The organism is Methylophilus sp., assembly GCF_052437885.1.
Taxonomy (GTDB): Bacteria; Pseudomonadota; Gammaproteobacteria; order Burkholderiales; family Methylophilaceae; genus Methylophilus.
The window spans coordinates 17,830-38,458 of the sequence record NZ_JBQVPB010000011.1 but is presented as its reverse complement, the minus strand read 5'-3'; the positions used below and the strand labels follow the sequence as shown (position 1 = coordinate 38,458).

The following is a 20,629-nucleotide window of genomic DNA, read 5'->3' as shown; positions in this document are numbered from 1 at the left end:
AATGCTGGCGAGAGGGTTGAAACCATGGACATGAAAGTCACACGCAAGACCATACTCATCGTCGATGATGAAGAGCATAACCGTACCTATCTGGATACGCTGCTGACCTCAGAAGGCTACGCCACCTTGCAAGCCTATGATGGCAAAATGGCACTGGACCTGATCGCGCAACATCAGCCCGACCTTATTCTGCTCGACGCCATGATGCCGGTACTCAATGGCTTTGAACTGGCCGCACAGCTGAAAAGTAATGAGGCGACCAAAGTCATCCCCATCATCATGATCACCGCGCTGATAGACAGAAACTCAAAAATGCGCGCCCTGCAATGCGGGGTAGAGGAGTTTGTCACCAAGCCGGTAGACCGGGCCGAGCTCTGGATACGGGTGCGCAACCTGCTACGCCTCAAGGAATATAACGACTTTTTGAGCAACTATAGCCGTACGCTGGAAGTGCAGGTTGAAGAACGCACAGAGCAATTGCTGACCAGTTATTTCGACTCCATGTTCAGCATACTGCGCGCGGCCGAATTCCGCGATAAGGAAACCGGCGACCATATCCATCGCATCGCTTTTTTCTGTAAGGAACTGTCGGCTGACCTGGGCATGAGCGCGGATTTCATAGACACCATCTACCATGCCAGCCCCTTGCATGATGTAGGAAAAATAGGCATCCCCGACCATATTTTACTCAAACCAGGCGCGCATAGTGCCGATGAATGGGAAATCATGAAAACCCACGCTGCCCTGGGTCACAGCATACTGGGTCACGGCAAAAGCACCTCGCCGTTCACCATGATGGGCGCTGAGATCGCACTCAACCACCATGAGCGCTGGAACGGCACCGGCTACCCGAATGGCCTGAAAGGAGAGGCAATCCCGTTATCTGCGCGTATCATGGTGATCAGCGACGTATATGACGCGCTACGCAGCAAACGTCCGTATAAAACGGCTTTTACCCATGAGCGTGCCATGCAGATCATTTTGAAAGGCGATGGCCGTACACGCCCTGAACATTTCGACCCCATGATACTCAGCACCTTTGCCAGGCTGGCCGAACGCTTCAGAGAGATATTCGAAGAACATGCAGACTTGCCTGAATAAGCATGACTGCCTCTATAAAAGCGAACAATGAAAAATAGGGCGCTGATATCGGCGCTATCTGTTGCGCTTGGTTTCCATGACCAGGGTGGTCGCAGGTTTACTGTCAATAAATACCATACAGCTTAACTCGGCAGTTTTAGGGCCGGTAGGCCTGGAGTTACAAGTGCTGGAAACCCGCTTGTCCTGATAACTGATCCCCGGCAGCTCGCCAAAGCCAGTACGATCCAGTTTGCCGGTGATATGCAGCACCTCGTCAAAATAAATGAACACAGTGCTGGTCACGCTTTTTCCCAAGATCCCACTCCTAAGTGCCTGATCAACTTTACCGGTGATCTGCACAGGGTTTGTGACAGTGGACGGGGCTTGCGGATGTGCAACGGTGTGACTGTGATGCGTAGTGCATGCTGCAATAAACAAACTGGCAATGCAAACATAAACATTTTTCATCTTAAGCACCTTGTGGCATGGATGTGTCCAGATAGTAACTCAAATCACAACAGGGGGAATGCGTTTATGGCACTGAATTGCCGCATATCTTTAATTTAACATAATATACAGTGGGTTAGCTGGGAAATGGCTTGAAAGCAGGGCGATAGAAAGGGTTGCTGTCACTACCATCAGTGACACACTTGCATAGCCGCCTTGCAGCTTCGCTAGGGCTTGTGATGGTGTCAGCTTGGCTAGTTCTGCTAACTTCAATACCGTTATCGCGTCTGGCATCGTTCCCGTGTTCTTCCAGGTGCTTATATTCTGCCTGCCTACGCCGATTTCCTTTGCGATCGCATAATCGCTTTTCAAATCTGTATTTTCTTTGATTGCTTCAATCAGTCCGTATCCGGCCATTTATAGCTCCTATCAGCTTTATTTCAATAGTCAGTATTTTATACCGTTCTAAAGTATTGACAACGTCATAAACTTAGGATTAACATACGTCCTAACTTTAACACGGACTATGAACCTGCCCCCATAGTTCCGATTTACACACACAAGGGGCTATATAAGGGCTTAAATCATGTCAATTCAAATTCAAGTTTTATCTATCGGCGAAACAGAATCCGGCAAATCCCAGCGCGGTACAGAGTGGCACCGCCGCACATTCCAAGTTTATGACATAGAAGCCAAAGTAGCAGGCAATATCCCTGTTTACGGCGATTTGGACAAATTGAATTCGTACAAAGAAGGCGGCAAATATACAGCCGTGGTTCGTAACAGGGCAGGGGATAACGGGCGCTTAGTACCGTCTATTGTTGACCTCTTACCAGTAAAACCAGCGTGATAGACAACGAAAAAGCCAACTGACTGTAATCAATTGGCTTTTTCTAATTTAAACCACTCGGAATGGCTTAAACATGGACTTAACTTTAAATACCTTTGATTCAGTTGTCAACGATGACTACCTTGACCCAAAGAACCATAGAAGCATTGAAAGCGTACACGAATACAAACTTAAGACTGTGACCTTTGCAAATAACACTATCGACTTCATCATGACGCGCATTAAGCATACAATTCCAAAGCTAACTCAAGAGCCGACATACGGCGAGTTAACTACGTACGCTCGCACACTGACAGATGAAGAGAAGGCTGCTAAAGATGCAGAAAACTTAGAAAGGGCGGTAAGACGTGCAAAAAAATCTGTTCACTATGCAATCCGTCAAATCGGCGCTGATCATCTGCTCACACTCACGACCCGTGAAAACATTACAGAGCGCGCTAAATACTTCGAAATTTTCCAGCGCTTTATTAGACTTGTCCGCACAAAGATTCTGGTCAATGGTCGCCTCATTACAGTACCGCGTAAATCCTATGCTTACGTGGCTGTCCCTGAACTACAGGACCGTGGTGCATATCATCTTCACTGCGCTGTGGTTGGTCGTCAGGACATTCGTTTCCTACGTGCCTGTTGGTATGTCGCGCTGGGTGGCAATATCTCTGATGCTGGCGATACTGCGCTTGGTCAAGTTGATGTGCAATACCGCCAGAAACGCTGGGGTAATCAATCAGAAACACATAAGACTTTTTCCCTTGTTCGTTACCTTACAAAATACATTGATAAGGACTTCGCACACACTTCGGAGTTGGGGCAACACCGCTATCTAAAAGCGCGTGATATTCCTAAACCTATCGAGTTTAACCAAGTGCTTATGGCCTGTAATGCAGGCGGTAAAGACTTCATTGACGCCCTAATCGAGGTGTCACAAATAGCCCAATTTGTCACAGGGCAACATCCTACACAAATGATTCCCTGGAATAGGGGGGAGGATATTTACATCCTCCGTTCTGCTTATGTGGATTAACCGAATTATCGAATTGGCCTTTCTGGCCACTACGCTGACAGTCGTCTACTGTCGATTTTTTTAAAGGGTGTAATCATGAAACGTATCTCTTATGCATTAGGTTTGGGTTTAACTGGTCTGGCAACTTCTGCAATGGCTGCTCTGCCAGCTGGTGTAGCTGACGCGATTGCAACTGCCGAAGCTGACGGTGTAACACTTGGTGGCCTGTTTTTGGGCATGGCTGTAACCGTTGGTGTTCTGTTCTGGTTGAAGCGCAAGGCTGGTTAATAAGCTTGCTTCCTTCGAGTTTGGCGGGGTTCATCACCTCGCCATTTTTTGGACAAAATCATGGGTTATCAACTAAAAGATGTTTGTTATTCAACTGAGACTATGGCACAAGATGCATATGCACAATCTATGCAGCCTGCATTCGTTGTTAACGATTCAACAAGCGTTTTTTTCTACCCTGAAAAAGTCTCTGGTGCTTGGTGCATGGGCGCTCACAGTTTGTCTACTGGTGGCCTTACTCAATGCCCTGACATCAACTTTCCGGCGTTTTCAACATGTACAGACCATAGCGACCCAACCGCCCAATTTATAGCTGGTACTGAACTCGGTGCTGCTGTAGCTGGCGCGATCATAGTGGCTTTTCTGTGGCGCTTTTTAAGAGTGAGGTTCTAATGGATGAACTTGCAAACATTTATCTTTGGGCTGGCTTCCTTATTGTGGTTTTACCTGTTATCACTCTCACAAAATGAAGCTGCTATCTCTTCTTTTCCTCTTATTGGTTTCTAGCTCCTGTTTCTCAGCTCAGGAATACGCTAAGCCTCGTTTTTACCTGTCAGGCTTTCCTGATAACTTTTACGATACTCAGGAAGCTGCATGTTCATCTGGTGCACCTCGACAGGTTGCAAACAATGGAACATTAATTAGTGCGATTGTTTCATACCCCGGTGGACGCAATCTGCTAGGTACATGTTGGATTAAGTCTACCCCATACAATTCGACAGGCACCTCCGTTTCAAACCTGAATGTATTAGCCCAGCATTCTTGCCCGGCTGGTTATCTACTTGGTGCAGCAAACCAAACAAACATCTATCAGCGCACATGCACAATAGCAGCTTGCCCCACTGGCACCACGCTGAATACAGCTACAAACCAATGCGAGGACAACTGCCTACCAATGAAAGGCAAGATGGGCTCTTTCGGTTTGAATTGCTCAGCTGGAACTTCATCAGGTCAGGGCGTTTGTATGCCAAATAACTGTGCGGCCGTCATCGTTGACACTACAAGCGTATTTGTCACCAGTTGTTATTATGGTATTAATACAGCCAGATATTCGGGAGAGGGTTGTAGCGGACAACCTTCTGCGGCTTCCTTTTCAAACCCTACAAACGCCCCAGACCCTACCGATAAGCCAGAAACTGATTGCGTACGAAAAGGGCAAAGTTTCGGTTATGTAAACGGTGTTCCAGTTTGCGTACCTAAAGGCTCAGCTAGTGCTGCGCCCGTTACCCAAACAAACCAAAGTACCACAACGACGACTAACACAGATTCAGCCGGAAACAGTACTTCTAATACCTCCACTGAAACAAAGAACGCCACACAGGATGGCGATCAAGTAACAAGCCAGACTATAAAAACGAATCCTGACGGCACAAAAACCGAAGAAACAAAGACAGAGCCTGTCTATCAATTTTGTGCATCAAACCCTACGCACCCGATATGTAAGAAACCTGCCAGTGAGGATGAGGAGGGCGAAGATTCCTGCGAGGACAACCCAGACCTGCCTAGATGCATGAAGGTTGGTGAAGCTGAGGAGGGCGATAATCTCACTACAGACGCACGAACAATCAACTTTTCACCTGTAACCATTACCTCAGGCGGTTCATGCCCTGCCGACAAGTCAGTATCTATAGCTGGCAAGTCAATCACATTCAGTTATACATGGCTTTGTAATTACGCATCCATGTTTAAACCGTTCATGCTTGCATTCGCTTATCTGTCTGCGGCCATGTTCTTATTTATGGGTTTGAGAGGGGCTAATTCATGACTTGGGCTGCTTGGGTTCTCGCACTAGTCGCACCAATCGCAAAAAGGGTTATGGTCGCACTAGGCATAGGCATTATTACGGTTACTGGCTTCGATATGGCAATAGGTCAGTTAACCACAATGATTAATCAATCGATTGGTGGCACTACATCTGACATACTCGGTATAGCCACAATGATGGGTATTCCTGAATCGATAGGAATAATGCTTGGCGGCATTACCTCTGCGGCTTCTCTCATGGTCGTTAAAAGGCTGGGTATCCTATGATTACAATAATCACTGGCGTGCCTGGCATGGGCAAAACTGCGTTACTCGTTCAAATGCTCCTAGCAAACGACAAGGCCTCAAATGCGAGGCCTGTTTTTGTTATGGGCATACCTGACTTAAGAATCGAGCATGTAAAGGCGCCACCTGTAGAAGAGTGGACAGAGAAGCGGCCAGACCCTGATGACCCGTCATTAATGCTTGATTACTTTACCTTTCCTCCTAACTCATACCTGATACTGGATGAAGCTCAGAGGGTCTACCGCCCACGCTCTGCAGGAACCAAAGTACCGCCATACGTTGCTGCACTTGAAACGCACCGCCATACGGGCTTAGATATAATCCTGCTTACGCAAAAGCCTAACCTTGTAGACGTCAATGTTCGTCACCTCTGCGGCCGCCATATCCACATCAGAGATACTATCCTCGGCCGCAAGCTTTACGAATGGCCGGAATATAACGACACGGACAATAAGGCAAACTTAGATGCAGCGGCGAAGAGGGCATTTAAACCGCCTAAAGAATCCTTCAAATACTACAAGTCCAGCGAGATGCATACAAAGCAACCTCGGCGCTTTCATCAGGTCTGGATATATCTTGCTCTAGCTGTCGTTTTTATGGGTTATATGGGCTATCGAGCTTTTACAAGTATTTCTGGCCGCATGAGTGATAAACCTATACAGGAAGCGGCTTCCAGCGCACCCAGCAAAGCCGGCACAGATTCAAAAAAACCTCGTCGGGATCTAATCGATGGTGAATTGCACGAATCCCCGGGGGCGCAAGAGTACTCAGGACCAGACCCAGCTTTTAACGTCTCAAATGACATTCATCCATACTCTGGCTTTACTTTCGTTCTGGTGGGGTCAGTGAAGGGCGCTAGAAAGGAAATTAGCTACTATAGGCTTTTCAATGGTGAGTATGGATTCACGGCCACAAGTGATGAGCTGCAAGAGCTGGGCTACTCGGTTAAGGTAGCAAACAACTGCACCTCATATCTGATATACGAAAAGGCCAAGATAGTAGCTATCTGCGCCCTGCCACAGGACCCACAAAAGCCCCAAACCATCGAAGCTAAGGCCAAGGATACCTTGGGGGATATTAGGGGGCGACAGCCCCCTGATGCAGACAACATCAATCTGGATTCGAGAAGCTGGGATACGTATCACGCACCGTCGCCAGCTACAAAGTACTGACCCCCTTGCCGAACAAAGCACCTTTTAGGTGCTTTTTTTACAACTCTTTATCTTAAACCAATGATTACACTAATTAACATTCTGTCGTTTCCTAGTGCGACAAGCTGGCAGCGGGCACCGCGGACGGCTGGGCGCAACGTCTGGCGGCTGTGGCCGCCACTAGATTTATATTACGGACGTTTTACAACAGAACAATAAAAACCATGGCATTTGACGGCAGCAAATATGTAGAGCTTCCAGACTGGTCGGAAAGTCTCCGGCACCTGTATTGGATTATTCGAGTAGAAGGACGTATCGAGTCGAAACGTAGGAAGTATTACAGGAAGGTCGAGAAAGAGAAATTGCGGTTGGCCGAAGCTGGGATAGCACAAATAAAAATAGCGGCTGTTTGCCGCTATCTTTGTAACTTCAAAAACGCTAGTACATTGCGAAAGACGCTGGCAGAACCAGATTATCAGTTGGCCTTAGCTTTCTTCTGCGATTTAACATAATATACATTATACGAAATAGGAGGTCAGAGAATAAGAGGCCTTCATACCGTTCTAAAATCTATCGTCATTTGGGCCTCAATCTCGGCCAATATCCGGCTTAAAGTTTCTGCATTCTTGAAGTTTGATAAATAGCGGCATACAGCCGCTATTTTTGTTTGATTGATACCAAGTTCAGCTAAACGCAATTTCTCGCGTTCTACCTTCCTGTAATACCTTCTACGCGTCGCTACATTCCGGCGTTCAAATCTAATCATCCAATACAGATGCCGCAACTCGTCCGACCATTTCGGCAACTCAATATATTTTGATTGATCAAAACCCATGCTTTTTTATTATTCTGTTGTAAAACGTCCGTAATATAAATTTAGTACGGCGCGCCTAGCGGCGCGTGTAATTTGCAGCAATTGTTAAGAATTGTAGTGTTCCTGCAGTTAAGCGAAGGTGTAAAAAAAGCCACATAAGTGGCTTTTATTTGTTTAGCAGGGGGCCTAGTACTTCGTAAGGGGCGACGGTGCATGATAAGTTTCCCAGCTCTTCGGAGTTATATCGATACTGTCTGCATCAAGGGGCTGTCGCCCCCTAATATCCCCCTTTGGGTCTTCTGTGTCACTGCGGGCAGTTTGAGGCGCTTTAGGGGCTTCTGGGAGGCCGCAAATAGCTACTATCTTGGCCTTCTCGTACACCAAGTATGCTGTGCACCTGTTTGCTACCTTGATGGAGTAGCCTAGTTCTTTTAGATCAGTGCTGGTTGCTGTGAATCCATACTCACCATTTGAAAGCCTGTAATAACTAAGCTCGTTTGCTTTTGACTTCACCACGCCAACGAGAACAAACGTAAATCCAGAATAAGGGTGTACCTCATTCGAGACATTGAAGGCCGGATCACCGTGTACGTCCTGAGTGGTTTCCGGTGCATCTGGGTTAGGGTGTACCCCGATGGGGAGACTGTGCTGTATAGCTTGTGAAAGAGCCTGTCCTGCATTATTAGTTTCCGCGCCCTTCTCGACCACTTTGAGGTTTTGGCCAACTTCATTTTTTGCCTCTTTATTGAATAATTGTGGATGCGTCGTGTAATAACGGTAGGAAAGGCCTGCAAGCATTATTGCTAAGAGAGGCAGCGCGAATATTAAGGGGTTAGTTCTGGCTTGTTGCTTCGTGTGTAGCTGTGATGATGTGTAGTATTTGAAGGCCTCTCTAGGTGGTTTGTATGGCCTCCTGATGGCTTCTTTTAGTGCCGCCTTACTGTTTACATCTGAGTACTCCGGCCATTCGTAAAGTTTTCTCTGCAGGAAAGACTTCCTTAAGTGTATGTGGCGGCCGCAGAGTGCACGAACATCTGCATGCATGAGCATGGGTTTTTGGCTAATGAGGATTATATCAAGGCCGGTATGACGATGTGTCTGCAGGGCTTGGATGTGGGGTGGCTTCCTTGAGCCGGATGACTGTGCCTCAAAATATAGCTGAGCCTCGTCAACAATCAGTAGTGAATTAGGCGGGAATGCGTATTCAGCCCTGTCTTTTTCTGGCTCTAGTTCGAGTGGTTTTAATACAGTCCACTCTTTTACAGGGGGCGCTTTGACGTGCGGGATTTTGAGATCTGGAATGTTACAGGCAAAGACTGGTCTTGCAGATTCCATTAGCCTGTCATTGTCGAGTAGCATTTTTACTAATAAGGCTGTCTTACCTTGTCCAGGCGTTCCAGTAATTATAGTGATCATAGTAGTGCGAACCTTTTAGCCTGCATCAAAGCTGCACTAGAGGCGTATGCACCTAGGATGATGCCGAAGGATTCAGGAACGCCCATTAGTGAAATGGTCTGGAAGACTTCTGTAGCTAAGCCAGACATTTGGTTATTTATATAGCCCTGTATCTGGCCGATCATCAAGTCAAAGCCTGTATATGTGATTATTCCGACACCTAGGGCGAGAAGCACCTTCTTTACTACAGGCGAGACTAGTGCAATAACCCATGTATACCAAGTCATGAATTTTTCCATCCATTAAACATGATGCCGGCAGCAGTCATGTATGCAAATGCCAGTATCAAAGGTTTGAGAGAGGCGACCAGCGTGCAGAACCTGTCGAAAGGAACTGTAAATGAGCGGCCAGAAAGAACAAATACACGGTCTGCTGGGCAACCTGCGCTTGATGCCATGGCAAGGGGTGCAAAAGAGAAAGACTTATTTACACTGGATATTGTGTCTGTATCGGTGGGTTCACCCCTGTCATAACACTGTGGTAAGTCTGGCCTGTCCTCACAGGGGTCTACACCCTCCTCCTCCTCGCTTGCAGGTTTCTTGCATATCGGGTGAGTGGGGTTTGTTGCGCAAAATTGATAGACAGGCTCTGTCTTTGTTTCTTCGGTTTTTGTGCCGTCAGGGTTTGTTTTTATTATCTGGCTTGTAACTTGGTCGCCTTCTTGTGTCGCATTTTTCGTTTCTGTTGTTGTGCTCGATGTGGTGTTGCCGCCTGAATCGGTGTTTGTAGTTGTAGTGGTGTTTTGGTTTGTTTGTGTAATAGGTGTTGCGCTTGCAGAACCTTTAGGCACGCATACTGGTACACCGTTCACATAGCCAAAACTTTTCCCCTGTTTGATGCAGTCTGTTTCAGGCTTGTCTGCTGGCGGCGGATTTTCGTTTGAGGGGTTTGAGAATGAACTTGACGACCGTTGACCATTACAACGTTCGCCGGTGTATCTAGCTGTATTTGAACCATACCAACAGTTTCCGAGCCTTACACTTGCTGTATCTATAACGTTAGCCGCGCAATTATTAGGCATACATACTGGCATAGCTTGGGAGGTTTCTGAGGAACAGTTCAAGCCAAAAGAAGCTAGCTGGCCTTTAATGGGTAAGCAGTTGTCATCGCATTTATTTGTGGCCGTATTTAGCGTGGTGCCTGATGGGCAACTTGCAATTGTGCAGAGGCGCTGGTAGATGTTTGTTTGGTTAGCTGGGCCAAGTGTATAGCCTGCAGGGCAGCTATGTTGCGCTAGTACATTGAGGTTTGAAACAGAGGTGCCTACCTGATTAAATGGCGTGGACTTAATCCAGCAGGTTCCTAGCATGTTGCGGTTTCCGTTGGAATAAGCAACGATAGCACTTGTTAGAGTACCGCTATTGGCTACTTGACGGGGTGCACCTGCAGAACAAGCAGCTTCTTGTGTATCGTAATAAATGTCAGCAAAGTTTGATAAGTAGAATCGTGGTTTTGCGTATTCCTCTGCTGAATTAGAGATTACTGGGGTCAGCAGGAGGAGTAACATAATGAGCGGTCCGCGTCCGCATATCCAGTGGGTAGCGCCCACGCACCACTCATAAAAACTATTCGATGGATTCATGATGCTAGGACGTATGCCGGTAAGACTGCACAAAGAAAACCTGCCCACATATAGAGGTTGCCTAATTCGCTCATTTATATAGCCTTTTCTCTGATGACTTTGCCAATTGCTGCGATTGCAATAACAGCGGCCACATAGCCACCCAGCTCTAAACCAGTCATGAAATTTGATACAGGGTCACTTGCGTATACGCACTCTGAGAGAACGGGGTTTTCTATGGTTGAACACGTTGAGGGAGTGTTCGTGTTTGTGTTTTGCCTACATATAGACCACTGGTTCTGGTACTTCTGAAAATAGAAAATACTCGTATCGTCAGGTGTTGACTGTAGGTGCATTTGCTGTGACAAGAAAAACGCATCAACTGCAGTTTGTTGATCAGGGTAACAAATATCTTTTAATTGGAATCCCATGGAAAAAGGGCGACTTTTTTATGCCGCCCTACCCTTGCATTATGCGCGGTTACGAATGATGCGGATTGTTGTACCAATGAAGGCTACAACAGCCAGGCCCCATGCTACGGTAGCGATATCGGTATTTGCTTCTGAGAAGGCGGCGGTAACTGTTGCCGGAACTTCTGCATGTGCAAGACCAACGACCAAGAGACCAGTTACACCTGCTACTACTTTGTTAATCAATTTCATGATTCATCCTCAATAAAAACGCAGTAAAGTGACTGCGACCACACTTGCCAGAAAGGCAAATTCTGTTGCTTTAGTCTTCCAGCTCTTCATGAAAGACCGAACGTAATACATATACATCTTGCCCCCTGTTCCACTGAATCATGCCTGCAGTGTTTTGCCCTGTGACAAAGGCGGCAATACTGTTAACCTCAATGATCGCGTCAAGAAAATCGTTTCCATGGTAGTTACAGGCCATGAGGACTTGGTCGAACTCGATTGGCTTAGGAACGTCTTTTGATTTACGGTAGCGGTGTAGGCGAAGTGCCTTATCTGCCGCGAAATCCTTATCAATGTATTTCGTGAGGTAACCGACAAGTTGAAAGGTTTTAAAGGTTTCTGATTGACCACCGAGCCGCCTTTGTTTGTACCTGACATTAATAGCACCAAGCGCAGTATCGGAAGAATCACCAACAGAGCCACCAAGCGCAACATACCAACAAGCACGAAGCAGCTTAACGTCCTGAAAGCCAGCAACTGCACAGTGCATATGATATGCACCACGGTCTTGGAGCTCAGGTACAGCAACGTAATGGAACGGGCGACGCGGGGTCGATACAAGGCGGCCGTCCACAAGGATCTTGGTTCTAACGAGCCGGATAAATTTAGTAAAAACCGTAAAGAATTTTTCACGGTCTTGGATGTTTTCACGAGTTGTAAGGGTAAGCAGATGATCTGCTGATATTTGCATGACAGAGAAGTAAACAGCCTGTTTTGCACGCCTGACTGCGCGACTGAGGTTTTCTGCATCTTTTGCCGCCCTTTCTTCATCGGTTAGGGTTTTGGTGTATGAGGTCATTTCCCCGTAGATAGGGTCGCTGTGGAGCTTCGGTATTCGATGCTTTATGCGTGACATGACAAACTCAACCGTATTATTTAAAAATGTTCGTGTTTTTAATCTGTATTCAAAGGGTTTTTCAATGCCTGTATTGCCTCTAACATCTAGCGCTGCATCATTGATATGGTCAAAACTTTGGTCTATACTTAGTTCCATGTTTTAGCGATTCCGAGTCGTTAAAATTAGAAAAAGCCAATTGATTCGAGTCAGTTGGCTTTTTTGTTATCTCTAAGCTGCAGCCTTTTGTGGTGCAGTCATCAACTGCAATGCAGTGATGCGAAACTCAAACGTGCCGCCATCGCCCTGTGACTTAGTAACAGTCGCTACATATTTGCCGTTTTGCGTATAAGCCTTTAATTCGTCTTCTGGCGCGTACAGGGTAATAGAACCGACTATCTGATCATCTAAATCAAAGCATTGGAATGTGCGGCGGTGCCATGGTCTGCGGGTTGCTTGACTAGTGCCTGATTCGATTGCGCCTATGGAAAGGACTTGTAGGTTCATTTGCATTTTTGATTCCCTTATATAGCCCCTAATTGAATTTGCAGAACAACGGGGGCAGGTTCGTTGTCTACATAGTATGAATTTAGGGACATAGTATTTATTTAGGGACGTTGTGTCAATAGATAGATACTAATAAAATGCATCCATTAATTAATAAGTAAGGAGTGACGTATGTCAGGCTATGACTTAGTAGAAGAAGTTAAGAAGAACAAAAACATTGAGAGCGATTACAAGCTAGCTCAGGCTTTAGGAAAAACGAGAGGAACGGTTTCTAATTGGAAACAGGGATTGTCTAAACCAGACGGTGAGACAGTATTAAAACTTATGATTCTTGGAGATGTAGAAGCTAGAAGGGCCTTGGAATTAATGCAAGGTGGATATGCAAAAATGTCACTGATGGCAGTGACAGCCATGCTCTCAGGGGCTGTAATACTGGCATCAAACCCCGTTATTTACGACTTGCTATACATTATGCGAAATTAAAGATGGTTAGACTTGGGCCCAGAGTTTTTCATTTCAACAATGGCTTTTTTCTCTCTATCTGCTTTAACTTGTTAGACGCTACCAGTTGCTGGCGTTGTGATTCTTTTAACTGACCTTTGATCAGGCCGACATTTTCCCGCAGCTCATTCACCAGCTTTTGATTTTTGGCTGACTGGGTTTTGTTGACTGCATGTTCTTTGAGTATGGTTTTTTTCAACTCCGCGATTTCAGACTCCAGCTTGTATGTGCGCTGTCTCTCTCTGTCTACATCGGTAAATGATTTTGACTCCAGTTTTCTAAAGCGGTCTTCTGACAACTTCAAGGCGGCATGCAGTTTATTCAGTTCGGTATCAAACTCGTTATTGATGCTCTTTAGTGACCCTTCCAGCGCCGATTTTTCGTATTGCAGCGTTTTGACGGATTCTTTGTGGGTGGCTGATACCTGATGATCAATGAGGAATCTTTTGTCGCTCTCCTGCAACTGCTTTCTCAGCGTCATCAGTTCCGAAGACTGCTCTGCATTCACAGTTTCAAGTTTACGGAGTTGAGCCTTGCAACTTTCCAGCTCAAGCCTGTAAGCATTTTCAAGGACATTGGTGGCAGACTGTTTTTCTTTCACATTTTGTCTGGCGACTTCCAGCGCAGATTTCCATAAGGTACTGAGGGCTTCGCCTGCAAATTCGCGCAAGCTGTCTGGCAAGCCAGATTGCTCGATATCTACCCGGTTTTTAAGTCTGAGTTCGGACCAGAAATTACTGACCGCCTGCGCCGGTATCGTCATGGTGCCTTTACGCACCAGCTGGTAAAGCTTGTTTGCTGTTGGCTGAATGCCGTATCGAAAGAACATCACACGACAGACTTCTCTGTATAGGTCTTTTGCCTGCGGGAATTGAATGCGTAAATTTTCTACGTCCTGGATGAGTTTGGTTTCAGTGGTATGCGTAATGGTCATGTTATTTCAAAGGCTATCAGGTTGCTTGGTTTCCCTTTTGTGACAGATTTATAACGCATTTAGTTTGCAAAAAATTTCCTGCACGCAATTTTCCAACATTTTTATTGGTAGAAATGTCGGATGACTGATAGAGTGGTAACACATGAATATTATTGTATAACCAATTGATTTAAATAGTTTATTTATATTTATAAATCTAATTTATGAATATTACATTTATAAAAAAAGGGAAATCATATGCACAATAAAACCATGCAAAATAAAAGCAGAATTGAAAAGCTGCAGACGCAATATTCCCTTGAATGGAGCTTGAAAATCGGCGCCTATCTGGGGACTTTAAATCTGCATCAGGCTATCAAAGTGGCGAATGTGAAGCCGGCCATATTTCACCGCTGGATATCAGGCTCATTGGCGGCCCCGGCTGACAAACTGGATAGCATCAAGCAGCATGCCTATGCCGCCTTGAGAACGCCACAACGAAAGCGACGCAAACAGCATCAGATCGCAGACACCAACGAGCAGGTCATCAAGGCACAGTTCGTATGGAAACAATTGATCTTTGATCAACTCAGGGTGGTGGCAAAACGCAGGTTTTGTACGCGCATGAAAATACAATATCGTGCATTGAATCAACGGCTTGATATGCATTGATACCTGCTTGAATAACAAAAAACCCGCATATAAGCGGGTTTGTGAGGTGTTTTGGTACTTCTTGATTTTGGTAATTGGTGGAGCTGGGGGGAATCGAACCCCCGTCCGCAAGCCCTCCACAGACAGTTCTACATACTTAGCTGTGTTGTTTATATTTAACCGTACACTCACCAACGAGCAAGCAAGTGCAAAGCGAGTTGCCTTGGATTTAATGCGTGATTAAGCAACCCAACCACGCACGATTCTCTCTAAATGACGCTGCTGCCGGTTACCCGGCCCGACCGAGAGACTCTTCGGGGCAGCGTTCAGCCGGGATTAAGCGGCTAAAGCGTAAGTTTCGTCGTTTGCGACTATACTTTTTCAGATGGATTTACGAGGGAACCTGAATCCTCGGTATGCCCTGCACTGCTTTGCAACCCACGTCGAAACCTGGTCAGCCCCAATGCAAGCTGGCAAGTATACGCCTGAAACCCATACTAGCCAAACTTCAGGCGCAGTTGTATGACATGATACAATTCCTGAATGTTCAATAAAATCGTGATCTTCGGCGTAGGATTGATAGGCGGCTCAGTCGCCCTGGCGCTGAAAAAATTACCCAATCCACCACAGATCATAGGCGTAGGCCGTTCAGATCACAGCCTGCAGGAAGCATTGAGTTTAGGGCTGATAGACCAGGCCGTGACCGACATTGCAAGCGCATTAGAAAATGCAGATCTAGTCTTGATCGCAGCCCCGGTCGCGCAAACGCCTGCCATCTTACGTACTATCCGCCCTCACCTTGCCGCACAAACAGTGGTCACCGATGCCGGTAGTACCAAATCTGACGTCATGGCGTATGCCCAGGCTGAACTGGGAGATCAATTCAGCCAGTTTGTCGGTGGCCACCCTATCGCCGGTGCTGAAAAAAGCGGCCCCGGAGCGGCCATGGCTGATTTATACATAGGCAAAAACGTCATTCTTACACCAGCGACTGTGACTAGCACTGCGGCTGTACAAAAAGTGACTACGCTGTGGCAAAACTGCGGTGCGCTGGTGTCCAATATGCCTCCGGAAGAACATGACAGTGTATTCGCCGCAGTCAGTCATTTGCCGCATTTATTGGCATTCGCCCTGGTTGAGGATTTAGCCAAGCGTGGAAATGCAGAATTACTGTTTAAATTTGCCGCCAGTGGCTTCCGTGACTTTACCCGTATTGCTGGTAGCCACCCTGAAATGTGGCGCGATATTGCGTTGGCAAATAAACAGGCCTTATTACAAGAGCTCAGCTCCTATCAACGAGCGGTGAGTGAAATGACGGCATTGCTTGAAAGTAATGACGCTGAAGGTTTGTTTGCGTTATTTGAACACGCCAGCCAAGCCCGCAATGCCTGGGCGAAATCCAAAATTCAATAGTAGACTCAATATATATGGAACAACTGCATTTAGCTGCCGCTGCACAAGCAACAGGGGCGATCACTCTACCAGGCTCAAAAAGCATTTCTAATCGCACCCTGTTGCTGGCGGCGCTTTCTGACGGGGTGACAGTGATACGCGACCTGCTGGATTCGGATGACACGGCCCGCATGCTGGAGGCGCTGCAATCACTGGGCGTGAAACTGGAAAACATCGCTGAGCATGCCTGGCGCGTGACTGGCTGTGGCGGAAATTTCCCCAACAAACAGGCGGATTTGTTTTTAGGCAATGCCGGCACTGCCTTTCGCCCGTTGACAGCAGCTTTGGCTTTCTCAAACGGCGATTACCATTTGCATGGTGTGCCGCGCATGCACGAGCGCCCCATCGCTGACTTGGTCACCGCCTTACGACAGGCAGGTGCCAAGGTGGCTTGCCTGGCTAATGAGGGCTACCCGCCCCTGCAGATCTCCCCGTCTACACTGGATGTCAGCCAGCCTATCCAGATCCGCGGCGATGTTTCCAGCCAGTTTCTGACCGCTTTGCTGATGGCGTTACCGCTGACTTGCCAGGCAGCCAGTATTGAAGTGGTCGGTGAGTTGATTTCAAAGCCCTATATTGAGATCACACTTAACCTGATGCAGCGTTTTGGCGTCAATGTAGAGCGGGACGGCTGGCAAAGATTTCACATTCCGGCTGCCGCCCGTTATCAATCGCCAGGCGAGATTTACGTTGAAGGCGATGCCTCCAGCGCTTCTTACTTTATTGCGGCAGGTATTGTGGCAGGCGATGTCACCGTGCACGGCGTGGGCCAGCACAGTATTCAGGGCGATATTCTGTTTGCTGAAGCAGCCAAACTGATGGGTGGCCGTATCAGCTATGGCGACAACCATGTGCGCGCAGAAAAAACCGGCGCGCTAAAAGCGATAGACCTTGATTGCAACCATATCCCCGATGCGGCGATGACGCTGGCGGTGATGGCGCTGTTTGCGCAAGGGACGACTACCCTGCGCAATATCGCCAGCTGGCGCGTGAAAGAAACTGACCGCATTGCTGCCATGGCCACAGAGTTACGCAAAGTGGGCGCCAGCGTGATAGAGGCAGAAGACGCGATCCAGATCACGCCACCTGCGCAGCTGATTGAAAATGCGGTGATCGATACTTATGACGACCACCGCATGGCCATGTGCTTTTCATTAATCAGCCTGGCGGGTGTGCCCATCACCATTAATGACCCCAAGTGCGTCGCTAAAACCTTTCCTGAATACTTTAAGGTGTTTGCCAGCATTGCGCGTTGATCAGGCGGCATAAGCCCATTCGTGTTCATCGGCTTCCGCGGTGGCAGCATGTGCATGGTGATGGTTCCACGCCCGCTCATGAAAATAAAACACTACAGTATTAATGGCTGGCTCTATCAGCGCCATCAGGCCACCGATCAGTATGCTGCCGGTGAGCAGATAAGCGATGCTGAAAGCCACACTGAAATGCAGGATAGCGAAAGAAAATGTTTTGATCATGCTGTGCTCCTTAATCGTTAGGCACATCATATAAACCGCTGACGATTTAATCCAATTCATTGTTTTTAAGTATCTGATAAGCAAAATTTATGACCGAACAGACTTTATGGCCAGTGATCGCCATTGATGGCCCATCCGCTTCCGGCAAAGGCAGCGTCGCAGAACGCGTCGCCCAGGCTTTTGGCTTTCATTACCTGGATTCAGGTGCCCTCTACCGCTTGCTGGCTTATGCAGCGCACACGCGATCAGTCTCATGGTCAGATGCAACAAAACTGGCAGAGACTGTCTCTTCTATGGAGATCAGGTTTGAGGGCGGTGAAGCATTTTTAAATGGCGAGCATGTCAGCGCTTATATCCGCACCGAACAAATGGGCAAAGGCGCTTCCGAGGTCGCGGTGCATCCTGAAGTACGTACAGCGCTGCTGCAGACGCAAAGGAACTTCAGGAAAGCGCCCGGCCTGGTCGGTGATGGCCGCGATATAGGCTCGGTCATCTTTCCTGACGCAGTGTTGAAAGTGTTTCTGACTGCGGCTGTGGAAACCCGTGCCCAGCGTCGTTATGACCAGCTGATCAATCGCGGTGAAACTGCCAATTACGACACGATTCTGCAAGATTTAAAGCAACGCGATCTGCGTGACACACAACGTTCTTCCGCGCCATTGCTGCAACTGCCGGATGCCATGCTGGTGGATACCACGGAAATGAATATCGACCAAGCCGTCGCCATGATTATTGCAGCCTTTAAAAAGACGGTCTAAATCAGATAAAAAACGCTTTAAGTCATTGAAGCCAATAAATTTTTTGTGTATAGTTCCAGATTCGCGTTATATTTGGCGCCAGCCGGATATGGCAACTTTTAACTTTATCCATTGACTGCTTTCTTTAGGTAGCAATGGCTCGTTTGGCAGCATGGGCTGTTTGGCGAGTAAAACTTGGACAATTTTTTAATGGCTTCTATTTCTAATACATCCTCCTCCATGGAATCTTTTGCAGCGCTCTTCGAAGAAAGCCTGGCCCGCCAGGAAATGCGTGCAGGTGAAGTGATCACCGCCGAAGTGGTTTCTGTAGATAATGATTTCGTTATCGTGAACGCTGGCCTGAAATCTGAAAGCGTGATCAACGCTGGTGAATTCAAAAATGCTCAAGGCGAGCTTGAAGTTGCAGTTGGCGACTTCGTTAAAGTAGCGATTGAAAAACTGGAAGACGGTTTTGGTTCTACACAACTCTCTCGCGAAAAAGCGAAGAAAATGCAAGCATGGCTGGATCTGGAAGAAGCCATGAACGAAGGCCGCGTAGTTAAAGGCTTTGTCAGCAGCCGTGTTAAAGGTGGTCTGCGCGTTTCTGTCAGCGGCATCATGGCATTCTTGCCTGGCTCACTGGTAGATATCCGCCCGGTAAAAGACACCACTCCTTACGAAAACAAAGAGTGGGACTTTAAAGTCATCAAACTGGATCGCAAGCGTAACAACATCGTGGTTTCCCGCCGCGCAGTCATGGAAGACACCCTGGGTGCTGACCGTGAAGCCTTGCTGGGTAGCCTGACTGAAGGTGCTGTGATCAAAGGTATCGTTAAAAACATCACTGACTACGGCGCGTTCGTGGATCTGGGTGGTATCGATGGCCTGTTGCACATCACTGATCTGGCATGGCGCCGCGTGAAGCACCCATCAGAAGTGCTGACCGTTGGTGAAGAAGTTGAAGCCAAGATCCTGAAATTCGATCAAGAGAAAAACCGTGTTTCCCTGGGCATCAAGCAATTGGGCGACGACCCATGGGTAGCATTGAGCCGCCGTTACCCAGTAGGCACACGCCTGTTCGGTAAAGTGTCTAACCTGACTGACTACGGTGCGTTCGTTGAAGTAGAACCGGGCATTGAAGGTCTGGTACACGTGTCTGAAATGGATTGGACTAACAAGAACATTCATCCGGGCAAAATCGCTCAACTGGGCGACGAAGTTGAAGTCATGATCCTGGAAATCGACGAAGACCGTCGTCGTTTGTCACTGGGTATGAAACAGTGCAAACCAAACCCATGGGATGATTTCGCTGCTACCCACGCTAAAGGCGACAAAGTATCAGGCCAAATCAAGTCTATCACTGACTTTGGCGTGTTTATTGGTCTGCCAGGCGGTATTGATGGCCTGGTTCACTTGTCTGACCTGTCATGGACACAGTCTGGCGAAGAAGCGATCCGCAACTTCAAAAAAGGTGACGAGCTGCAAGCCGTTATTCTGGCGATTGATGTTGAGAAAGAGCGTATTTCTCTGGGCGTGAAACAGCTGACTGAAGATCCAAGTGGCAACAGTGCGCCTATCGGTGACGACAAAGGCGGCAAACCAAAAGCCAAAAAAGCAAAAACTGATGATGTCCTTATCGATGAAGCCTCAGCAGGTACCACTAACCTGGGTGCTTTGTTGAAAGCTAAATTGGACAGCAAAAAATAATAAAGGCTTTAGGTCATGACTAGATCTGAACTCATTGATTTACTTGCGCAGCGCTTTCCGCAATTAGTGCTGAAAGATGCCGAGTTATCTGTTAAAACCATCCTCGATGCGATGACAGAAAACCTGGCGACTGGCGAGCGTATCGAGATCCGCGGTTTTGGTAGTTTCAGTTTGAATTACCGCCCGCCCCGTTTGGGACGCAATCCTAAAACTGGTACCAAAGTACAGGTGCCGGCCAAGTATGTGCCCCATTTCAAGGCAGGTAAAGAACTGCGCGACCGCGTAGACGCTATGGAGTAAATCAGCCTTTGCTGACAAAAACGGCATCTCATTGAGATGCCGTTTTTTTTCGCCCTGCCTGGCCAGAATACATGGTCATGACACCACTATCTGCATGGCGCTATTATATTCATGACAATGCCACAGGCGCTTAAGGTAAAATAGGCGCTATCTAAAAA

Annotated in this window: 26 protein-coding genes and 1 other RNA gene; 16 read left to right on the top strand and 11 right to left on the bottom strand. The window is 47.3% G+C overall.

Annotated elements, in window-relative coordinates:
- Nucleotides 1-24: 24 nt before the first annotated feature.
- Complete coding sequence (locus ACT6RZ_RS11620; protein WP_444702262.1) at nucleotides 25-1,101, top strand: response regulator; 1,077 nt, start codon at nucleotides 25-27, stop codon at nucleotides 1,099-1,101.
- Nucleotides 1,102-1,155: 54 nt separating this feature from the next.
- Here the strand turns inward: ACT6RZ_RS11620 and ACT6RZ_RS11615 are convergent, their stop codons facing one another.
- Together ACT6RZ_RS11615 and ACT6RZ_RS11610 are read right to left on the bottom strand one after the other, a co-directional pair.
- Nucleotides 1,156-1,395, bottom strand: a complete 240-nt coding sequence (locus tag ACT6RZ_RS11615; protein WP_444702261.1) for a hypothetical protein — start codon at nucleotides 1,393-1,395, stop codon at nucleotides 1,156-1,158.
- 243 nt (nucleotides 1,396-1,638) lie between these two features.
- Nucleotides 1,639-1,944: a hypothetical protein gene (locus ACT6RZ_RS11610; RefSeq protein ID WP_444702260.1), complete on the bottom strand. Its 306-nt coding sequence runs from the start codon at nucleotides 1,942-1,944 to the stop codon at nucleotides 1,639-1,641.
- 169 nt (nucleotides 1,945-2,113) lie between these two features.
- Here ACT6RZ_RS11610 and ACT6RZ_RS11605 point away from each other — a divergent pair, with 169 nt between their 5' ends.
- The 8 genes from ACT6RZ_RS11605 to ACT6RZ_RS11570 all read left to right on the top strand — a co-directional run bounded on the left by ACT6RZ_RS11605 (nucleotide 2,114) and on the right by ACT6RZ_RS11570 (nucleotide 7,377).
- Nucleotides 2,114-2,377 carry a hypothetical protein gene (locus tag ACT6RZ_RS11605; RefSeq protein WP_055871928.1) on the top strand — a complete coding sequence of 88 codons (264 nt, stop codon included), beginning with the start codon at nucleotides 2,114-2,116 and terminating at the stop codon, nucleotides 2,375-2,377.
- Between the two features lie 73 nt (nucleotides 2,378-2,450).
- Entirely contained in the window at nucleotides 2,451-3,398 is a 948-nt protein-coding gene (locus ACT6RZ_RS11600; protein ID WP_444702259.1) for a rolling circle replication-associated protein, read from the top strand.
- A 75-nt stretch (nucleotides 3,399-3,473) separates the two neighbouring features.
- Nucleotides 3,474-3,665 (top strand): major capsid protein, encoded by a 192-nt coding sequence (locus ACT6RZ_RS11595; protein ID WP_444702258.1) that lies wholly within the window; start codon nucleotides 3,474-3,476, stop codon nucleotides 3,663-3,665.
- A gap of 60 nt (nucleotides 3,666-3,725) precedes the next feature.
- Nucleotides 3,726-4,058, top strand: a complete 333-nt coding sequence (locus ACT6RZ_RS11590) for a hypothetical protein (RefSeq protein WP_444702257.1) — start codon at nucleotides 3,726-3,728, stop codon at nucleotides 4,056-4,058.
- Nucleotides 4,059-4,083: 25 nt separating this feature from the next.
- The gene (locus ACT6RZ_RS11585) at nucleotides 4,084-5,430 is read left to right on the top strand and encodes a virulence factor TspB C-terminal domain-related protein (protein ID WP_444702256.1); all 1,347 of its coding nucleotides are present in this window, start codon (nucleotides 4,084-4,086) and stop codon (nucleotides 5,428-5,430) included.
- A complete protein-coding gene (locus ACT6RZ_RS11580; protein WP_444702255.1) occupies nucleotides 5,427-5,696 on the top strand; it encodes a DUF2523 family protein in 270 nt (89 codons plus the stop codon). The genes ACT6RZ_RS11585 and ACT6RZ_RS11580 overlap by 4 nt, the downstream gene beginning before the upstream one ends.
- Entirely contained in the window at nucleotides 5,693-6,886 is a 1,194-nt protein-coding gene (locus tag ACT6RZ_RS11575) for a zonular occludens toxin family protein (protein ID WP_444702254.1), read from the top strand. The genes ACT6RZ_RS11580 and ACT6RZ_RS11575 overlap by 4 nt, the downstream gene beginning before the upstream one ends.
- A 203-nt stretch (nucleotides 6,887-7,089) precedes the next feature.
- The gene (locus ACT6RZ_RS11570) at nucleotides 7,090-7,377 is read left to right on the top strand and encodes a hypothetical protein (protein ID WP_444702253.1); all 288 of its coding nucleotides are present in this window, start codon (nucleotides 7,090-7,092) and stop codon (nucleotides 7,375-7,377) included.
- A 488-nt stretch (nucleotides 7,378-7,865) separates the two neighbouring features.
- On the opposite strand, the gene ACT6RZ_RS11565 is transcribed toward ACT6RZ_RS11570, so the two are convergent.
- From ACT6RZ_RS11565 to ACT6RZ_RS11540, 6 genes are all read right to left on the bottom strand, one after another.
- A complete protein-coding gene (locus ACT6RZ_RS11565; protein ID WP_444702252.1) occupies nucleotides 7,866-9,095 on the bottom strand; it encodes a zonular occludens toxin domain-containing protein in 1,230 nt (409 codons plus the stop codon).
- Nucleotides 9,092-9,361, bottom strand: coding sequence for a DUF2523 domain-containing protein (locus ACT6RZ_RS11560; RefSeq protein WP_444702251.1), 270 nt, complete (start codon nucleotides 9,359-9,361; stop codon nucleotides 9,092-9,094). Before ACT6RZ_RS11560 ends, ACT6RZ_RS11565 begins: the two co-directional genes overlap by 4 nt.
- Nucleotides 9,358-10,641, bottom strand: a complete 1,284-nt coding sequence (locus tag ACT6RZ_RS11555; RefSeq protein WP_444702250.1) for a virulence factor TspB C-terminal domain-related protein — start codon at nucleotides 10,639-10,641, stop codon at nucleotides 9,358-9,360. The genes ACT6RZ_RS11560 and ACT6RZ_RS11555 overlap by 4 nt, the downstream gene beginning before the upstream one ends.
- A gap of 524 nt (nucleotides 10,642-11,165) precedes the next feature.
- On the bottom strand, nucleotides 11,166-11,357 hold the full coding sequence (locus ACT6RZ_RS11550) for a hypothetical protein (protein ID WP_444702249.1): 192 nt from the start codon (nucleotides 11,355-11,357) through the stop codon (nucleotides 11,166-11,168).
- Between the two features lie 70 nt (nucleotides 11,358-11,427).
- Nucleotides 11,428-12,387, bottom strand: a complete 960-nt coding sequence (locus ACT6RZ_RS11545) for a rolling circle replication-associated protein (RefSeq protein WP_444702248.1) — start codon at nucleotides 12,385-12,387, stop codon at nucleotides 11,428-11,430.
- Between the two features lie 72 nt (nucleotides 12,388-12,459).
- Nucleotides 12,460-12,741, bottom strand: coding sequence for a hypothetical protein (locus tag ACT6RZ_RS11540; RefSeq protein WP_444702247.1), 282 nt, complete (start codon nucleotides 12,739-12,741; stop codon nucleotides 12,460-12,462).
- A gap of 165 nt (nucleotides 12,742-12,906) precedes the next feature.
- On the opposite strand from ACT6RZ_RS11540, the gene ACT6RZ_RS11535 reads away from it, so the two are divergent.
- On the top strand, nucleotides 12,907-13,218 hold the full coding sequence (locus ACT6RZ_RS11535) for a helix-turn-helix domain-containing protein (RefSeq protein ID WP_444702246.1): 312 nt from the start codon (nucleotides 12,907-12,909) through the stop codon (nucleotides 13,216-13,218).
- A 28-nt stretch (nucleotides 13,219-13,246) separates the two neighbouring features.
- Here ACT6RZ_RS11535 and ACT6RZ_RS11530 read toward each other — a convergent pair whose 3' ends face one another.
- On the bottom strand, nucleotides 13,247-14,170 hold the full coding sequence (locus ACT6RZ_RS11530) for a DNA-binding protein (RefSeq protein WP_444702245.1): 924 nt from the start codon (nucleotides 14,168-14,170) through the stop codon (nucleotides 13,247-13,249).
- A gap of 237 nt (nucleotides 14,171-14,407) precedes the next feature.
- Here ACT6RZ_RS11530 and ACT6RZ_RS11525 point away from each other — a divergent pair, with 237 nt between their 5' ends.
- Nucleotides 14,408-14,821, top strand: coding sequence for a hypothetical protein (locus ACT6RZ_RS11525; RefSeq protein ID WP_444702244.1), 414 nt, complete (start codon nucleotides 14,408-14,410; stop codon nucleotides 14,819-14,821).
- Between the two features lie 75 nt (nucleotides 14,822-14,896).
- Here ACT6RZ_RS11525 and ssrA read toward each other — a convergent pair.
- Nucleotides 14,897-15,262: a transfer-messenger RNA gene (gene ssrA / locus ACT6RZ_RS11520) on the bottom strand.
- 81 nt (nucleotides 15,263-15,343) lie between these two features.
- Between ssrA and ACT6RZ_RS11515 the strand changes: the two genes are divergently transcribed.
- The gene (locus ACT6RZ_RS11515) at nucleotides 15,344-16,213 is read left to right on the top strand and encodes a prephenate dehydrogenase (protein ID WP_444702243.1); all 870 of its coding nucleotides are present in this window, start codon (nucleotides 15,344-15,346) and stop codon (nucleotides 16,211-16,213) included.
- Nucleotides 16,214-16,227: 14 nt separating this feature from the next.
- A complete protein-coding gene (gene aroA, locus ACT6RZ_RS11510; RefSeq protein WP_444702242.1) occupies nucleotides 16,228-17,508 on the top strand; it encodes a 3-phosphoshikimate 1-carboxyvinyltransferase in 1,281 nt (426 codons plus the stop codon).
- Here aroA and ACT6RZ_RS11505 read toward each other — a convergent pair whose 3' ends face one another.
- Complete coding sequence (locus ACT6RZ_RS11505) at nucleotides 17,509-17,727, bottom strand: DUF2061 domain-containing protein (protein WP_444702241.1); 219 nt, start codon at nucleotides 17,725-17,727, stop codon at nucleotides 17,509-17,511.
- 89 nt (nucleotides 17,728-17,816) lie between these two features.
- Between ACT6RZ_RS11505 and cmk the strand changes: the two genes are divergently transcribed.
- From cmk to ACT6RZ_RS11490, 3 genes are all read left to right on the top strand, one after another.
- On the top strand, nucleotides 17,817-18,485 hold the full coding sequence (cmk, locus tag ACT6RZ_RS11500) for a (d)CMP kinase (RefSeq protein ID WP_444702240.1): 669 nt from the start codon (nucleotides 17,817-17,819) through the stop codon (nucleotides 18,483-18,485).
- A gap of 219 nt (nucleotides 18,486-18,704) precedes the next feature.
- Entirely contained in the window at nucleotides 18,705-20,171 is a 1,467-nt protein-coding gene (gene rpsA / locus ACT6RZ_RS11495; protein ID WP_444702239.1) for a 30S ribosomal protein S1, read from the top strand.
- 15 nt (nucleotides 20,172-20,186) lie between these two features.
- Entirely contained in the window at nucleotides 20,187-20,471 is a 285-nt protein-coding gene (locus ACT6RZ_RS11490) for an integration host factor subunit beta (protein ID WP_379029822.1), read from the top strand.
- The last annotated feature ends 158 nt before the right edge of the window (nucleotides 20,472-20,629 follow it).

Bases quoted from the DNA above. Each gene is read 5' to 3' on its own strand.
- ACT6RZ_RS11620 (WP_444702262.1), top strand. From the start codon at position 25: ATGGACATGAAAGTCACACGCAAGACCATACTCATCGTCGATGATGAA.
- ACT6RZ_RS11610 (WP_444702260.1), bottom strand. From the start codon at position 1,944: ATGGCCGGATACGGACTGATTGAAGCAATCAAAGAAAATACAGATTTG.
- ACT6RZ_RS11605 (WP_055871928.1), top strand. From the start codon at position 2,114: ATGTCAATTCAAATTCAAGTTTTATCTATCGGCGAAACAGAATCCGGC.
- ACT6RZ_RS11600 (WP_444702259.1), top strand. From the start codon at position 2,451: ATGGACTTAACTTTAAATACCTTTGATTCAGTTGTCAACGATGACTAC.
- ACT6RZ_RS11595 (WP_444702258.1), top strand. From the start codon at position 3,474: ATGAAACGTATCTCTTATGCATTAGGTTTGGGTTTAACTGGTCTGGCA.
- ACT6RZ_RS11590 (WP_444702257.1), top strand. From the start codon at position 3,726: ATGGGTTATCAACTAAAAGATGTTTGTTATTCAACTGAGACTATGGCA.
- ACT6RZ_RS11580 (WP_444702255.1), top strand. From the start codon at position 5,427: ATGACTTGGGCTGCTTGGGTTCTCGCACTAGTCGCACCAATCGCAAAA.
- ACT6RZ_RS11575 (WP_444702254.1), top strand. From the start codon at position 5,693: ATGATTACAATAATCACTGGCGTGCCTGGCATGGGCAAAACTGCGTTA.
- ACT6RZ_RS11570 (WP_444702253.1), top strand. From the start codon at position 7,090: ATGGCATTTGACGGCAGCAAATATGTAGAGCTTCCAGACTGGTCGGAA.
- ACT6RZ_RS11565 (WP_444702252.1), bottom strand. From the start codon at position 9,095: ATGATCACTATAATTACTGGAACGCCTGGACAAGGTAAGACAGCCTTA.
- ACT6RZ_RS11560 (WP_444702251.1), bottom strand. From the start codon at position 9,361: ATGACTTGGTATACATGGGTTATTGCACTAGTCTCGCCTGTAGTAAAG.
- ACT6RZ_RS11555 (WP_444702250.1), bottom strand. From the start codon at position 10,641: ATGTTACTCCTCCTGCTGACCCCAGTAATCTCTAATTCAGCAGAGGAA.
- ACT6RZ_RS11550 (WP_444702249.1), bottom strand. From the start codon at position 11,357: ATGAAATTGATTAACAAAGTAGTAGCAGGTGTAACTGGTCTCTTGGTC.
- ACT6RZ_RS11545 (WP_444702248.1), bottom strand. From the start codon at position 12,387: ATGGAACTAAGTATAGACCAAAGTTTTGACCATATCAATGATGCAGCG.
- ACT6RZ_RS11540 (WP_444702247.1), bottom strand. From the start codon at position 12,741: ATGCAAATGAACCTACAAGTCCTTTCCATAGGCGCAATCGAATCAGGC.
- ACT6RZ_RS11535 (WP_444702246.1), top strand. From the start codon at position 12,907: ATGTCAGGCTATGACTTAGTAGAAGAAGTTAAGAAGAACAAAAACATT.
- ACT6RZ_RS11530 (WP_444702245.1), bottom strand. From the start codon at position 14,170: ATGACCATTACGCATACCACTGAAACCAAACTCATCCAGGACGTAGAA.
- ACT6RZ_RS11525 (WP_444702244.1), top strand. From the start codon at position 14,408: ATGCACAATAAAACCATGCAAAATAAAAGCAGAATTGAAAAGCTGCAG.
- ACT6RZ_RS11515 (WP_444702243.1), top strand. From the start codon at position 15,344: ATGTTCAATAAAATCGTGATCTTCGGCGTAGGATTGATAGGCGGCTCA.
- aroA (WP_444702242.1), top strand. From the start codon at position 16,228: ATGGAACAACTGCATTTAGCTGCCGCTGCACAAGCAACAGGGGCGATC.
- ACT6RZ_RS11505 (WP_444702241.1), bottom strand. From the start codon at position 17,727: ATGATCAAAACATTTTCTTTCGCTATCCTGCATTTCAGTGTGGCTTTC.
- cmk (WP_444702240.1), top strand. From the start codon at position 17,817: ATGACCGAACAGACTTTATGGCCAGTGATCGCCATTGATGGCCCATCC.
- rpsA (WP_444702239.1), top strand. From the start codon at position 18,705: ATGGAATCTTTTGCAGCGCTCTTCGAAGAAAGCCTGGCCCGCCAGGAA.
- ACT6RZ_RS11490 (WP_379029822.1), top strand. From the start codon at position 20,187: ATGACTAGATCTGAACTCATTGATTTACTTGCGCAGCGCTTTCCGCAA.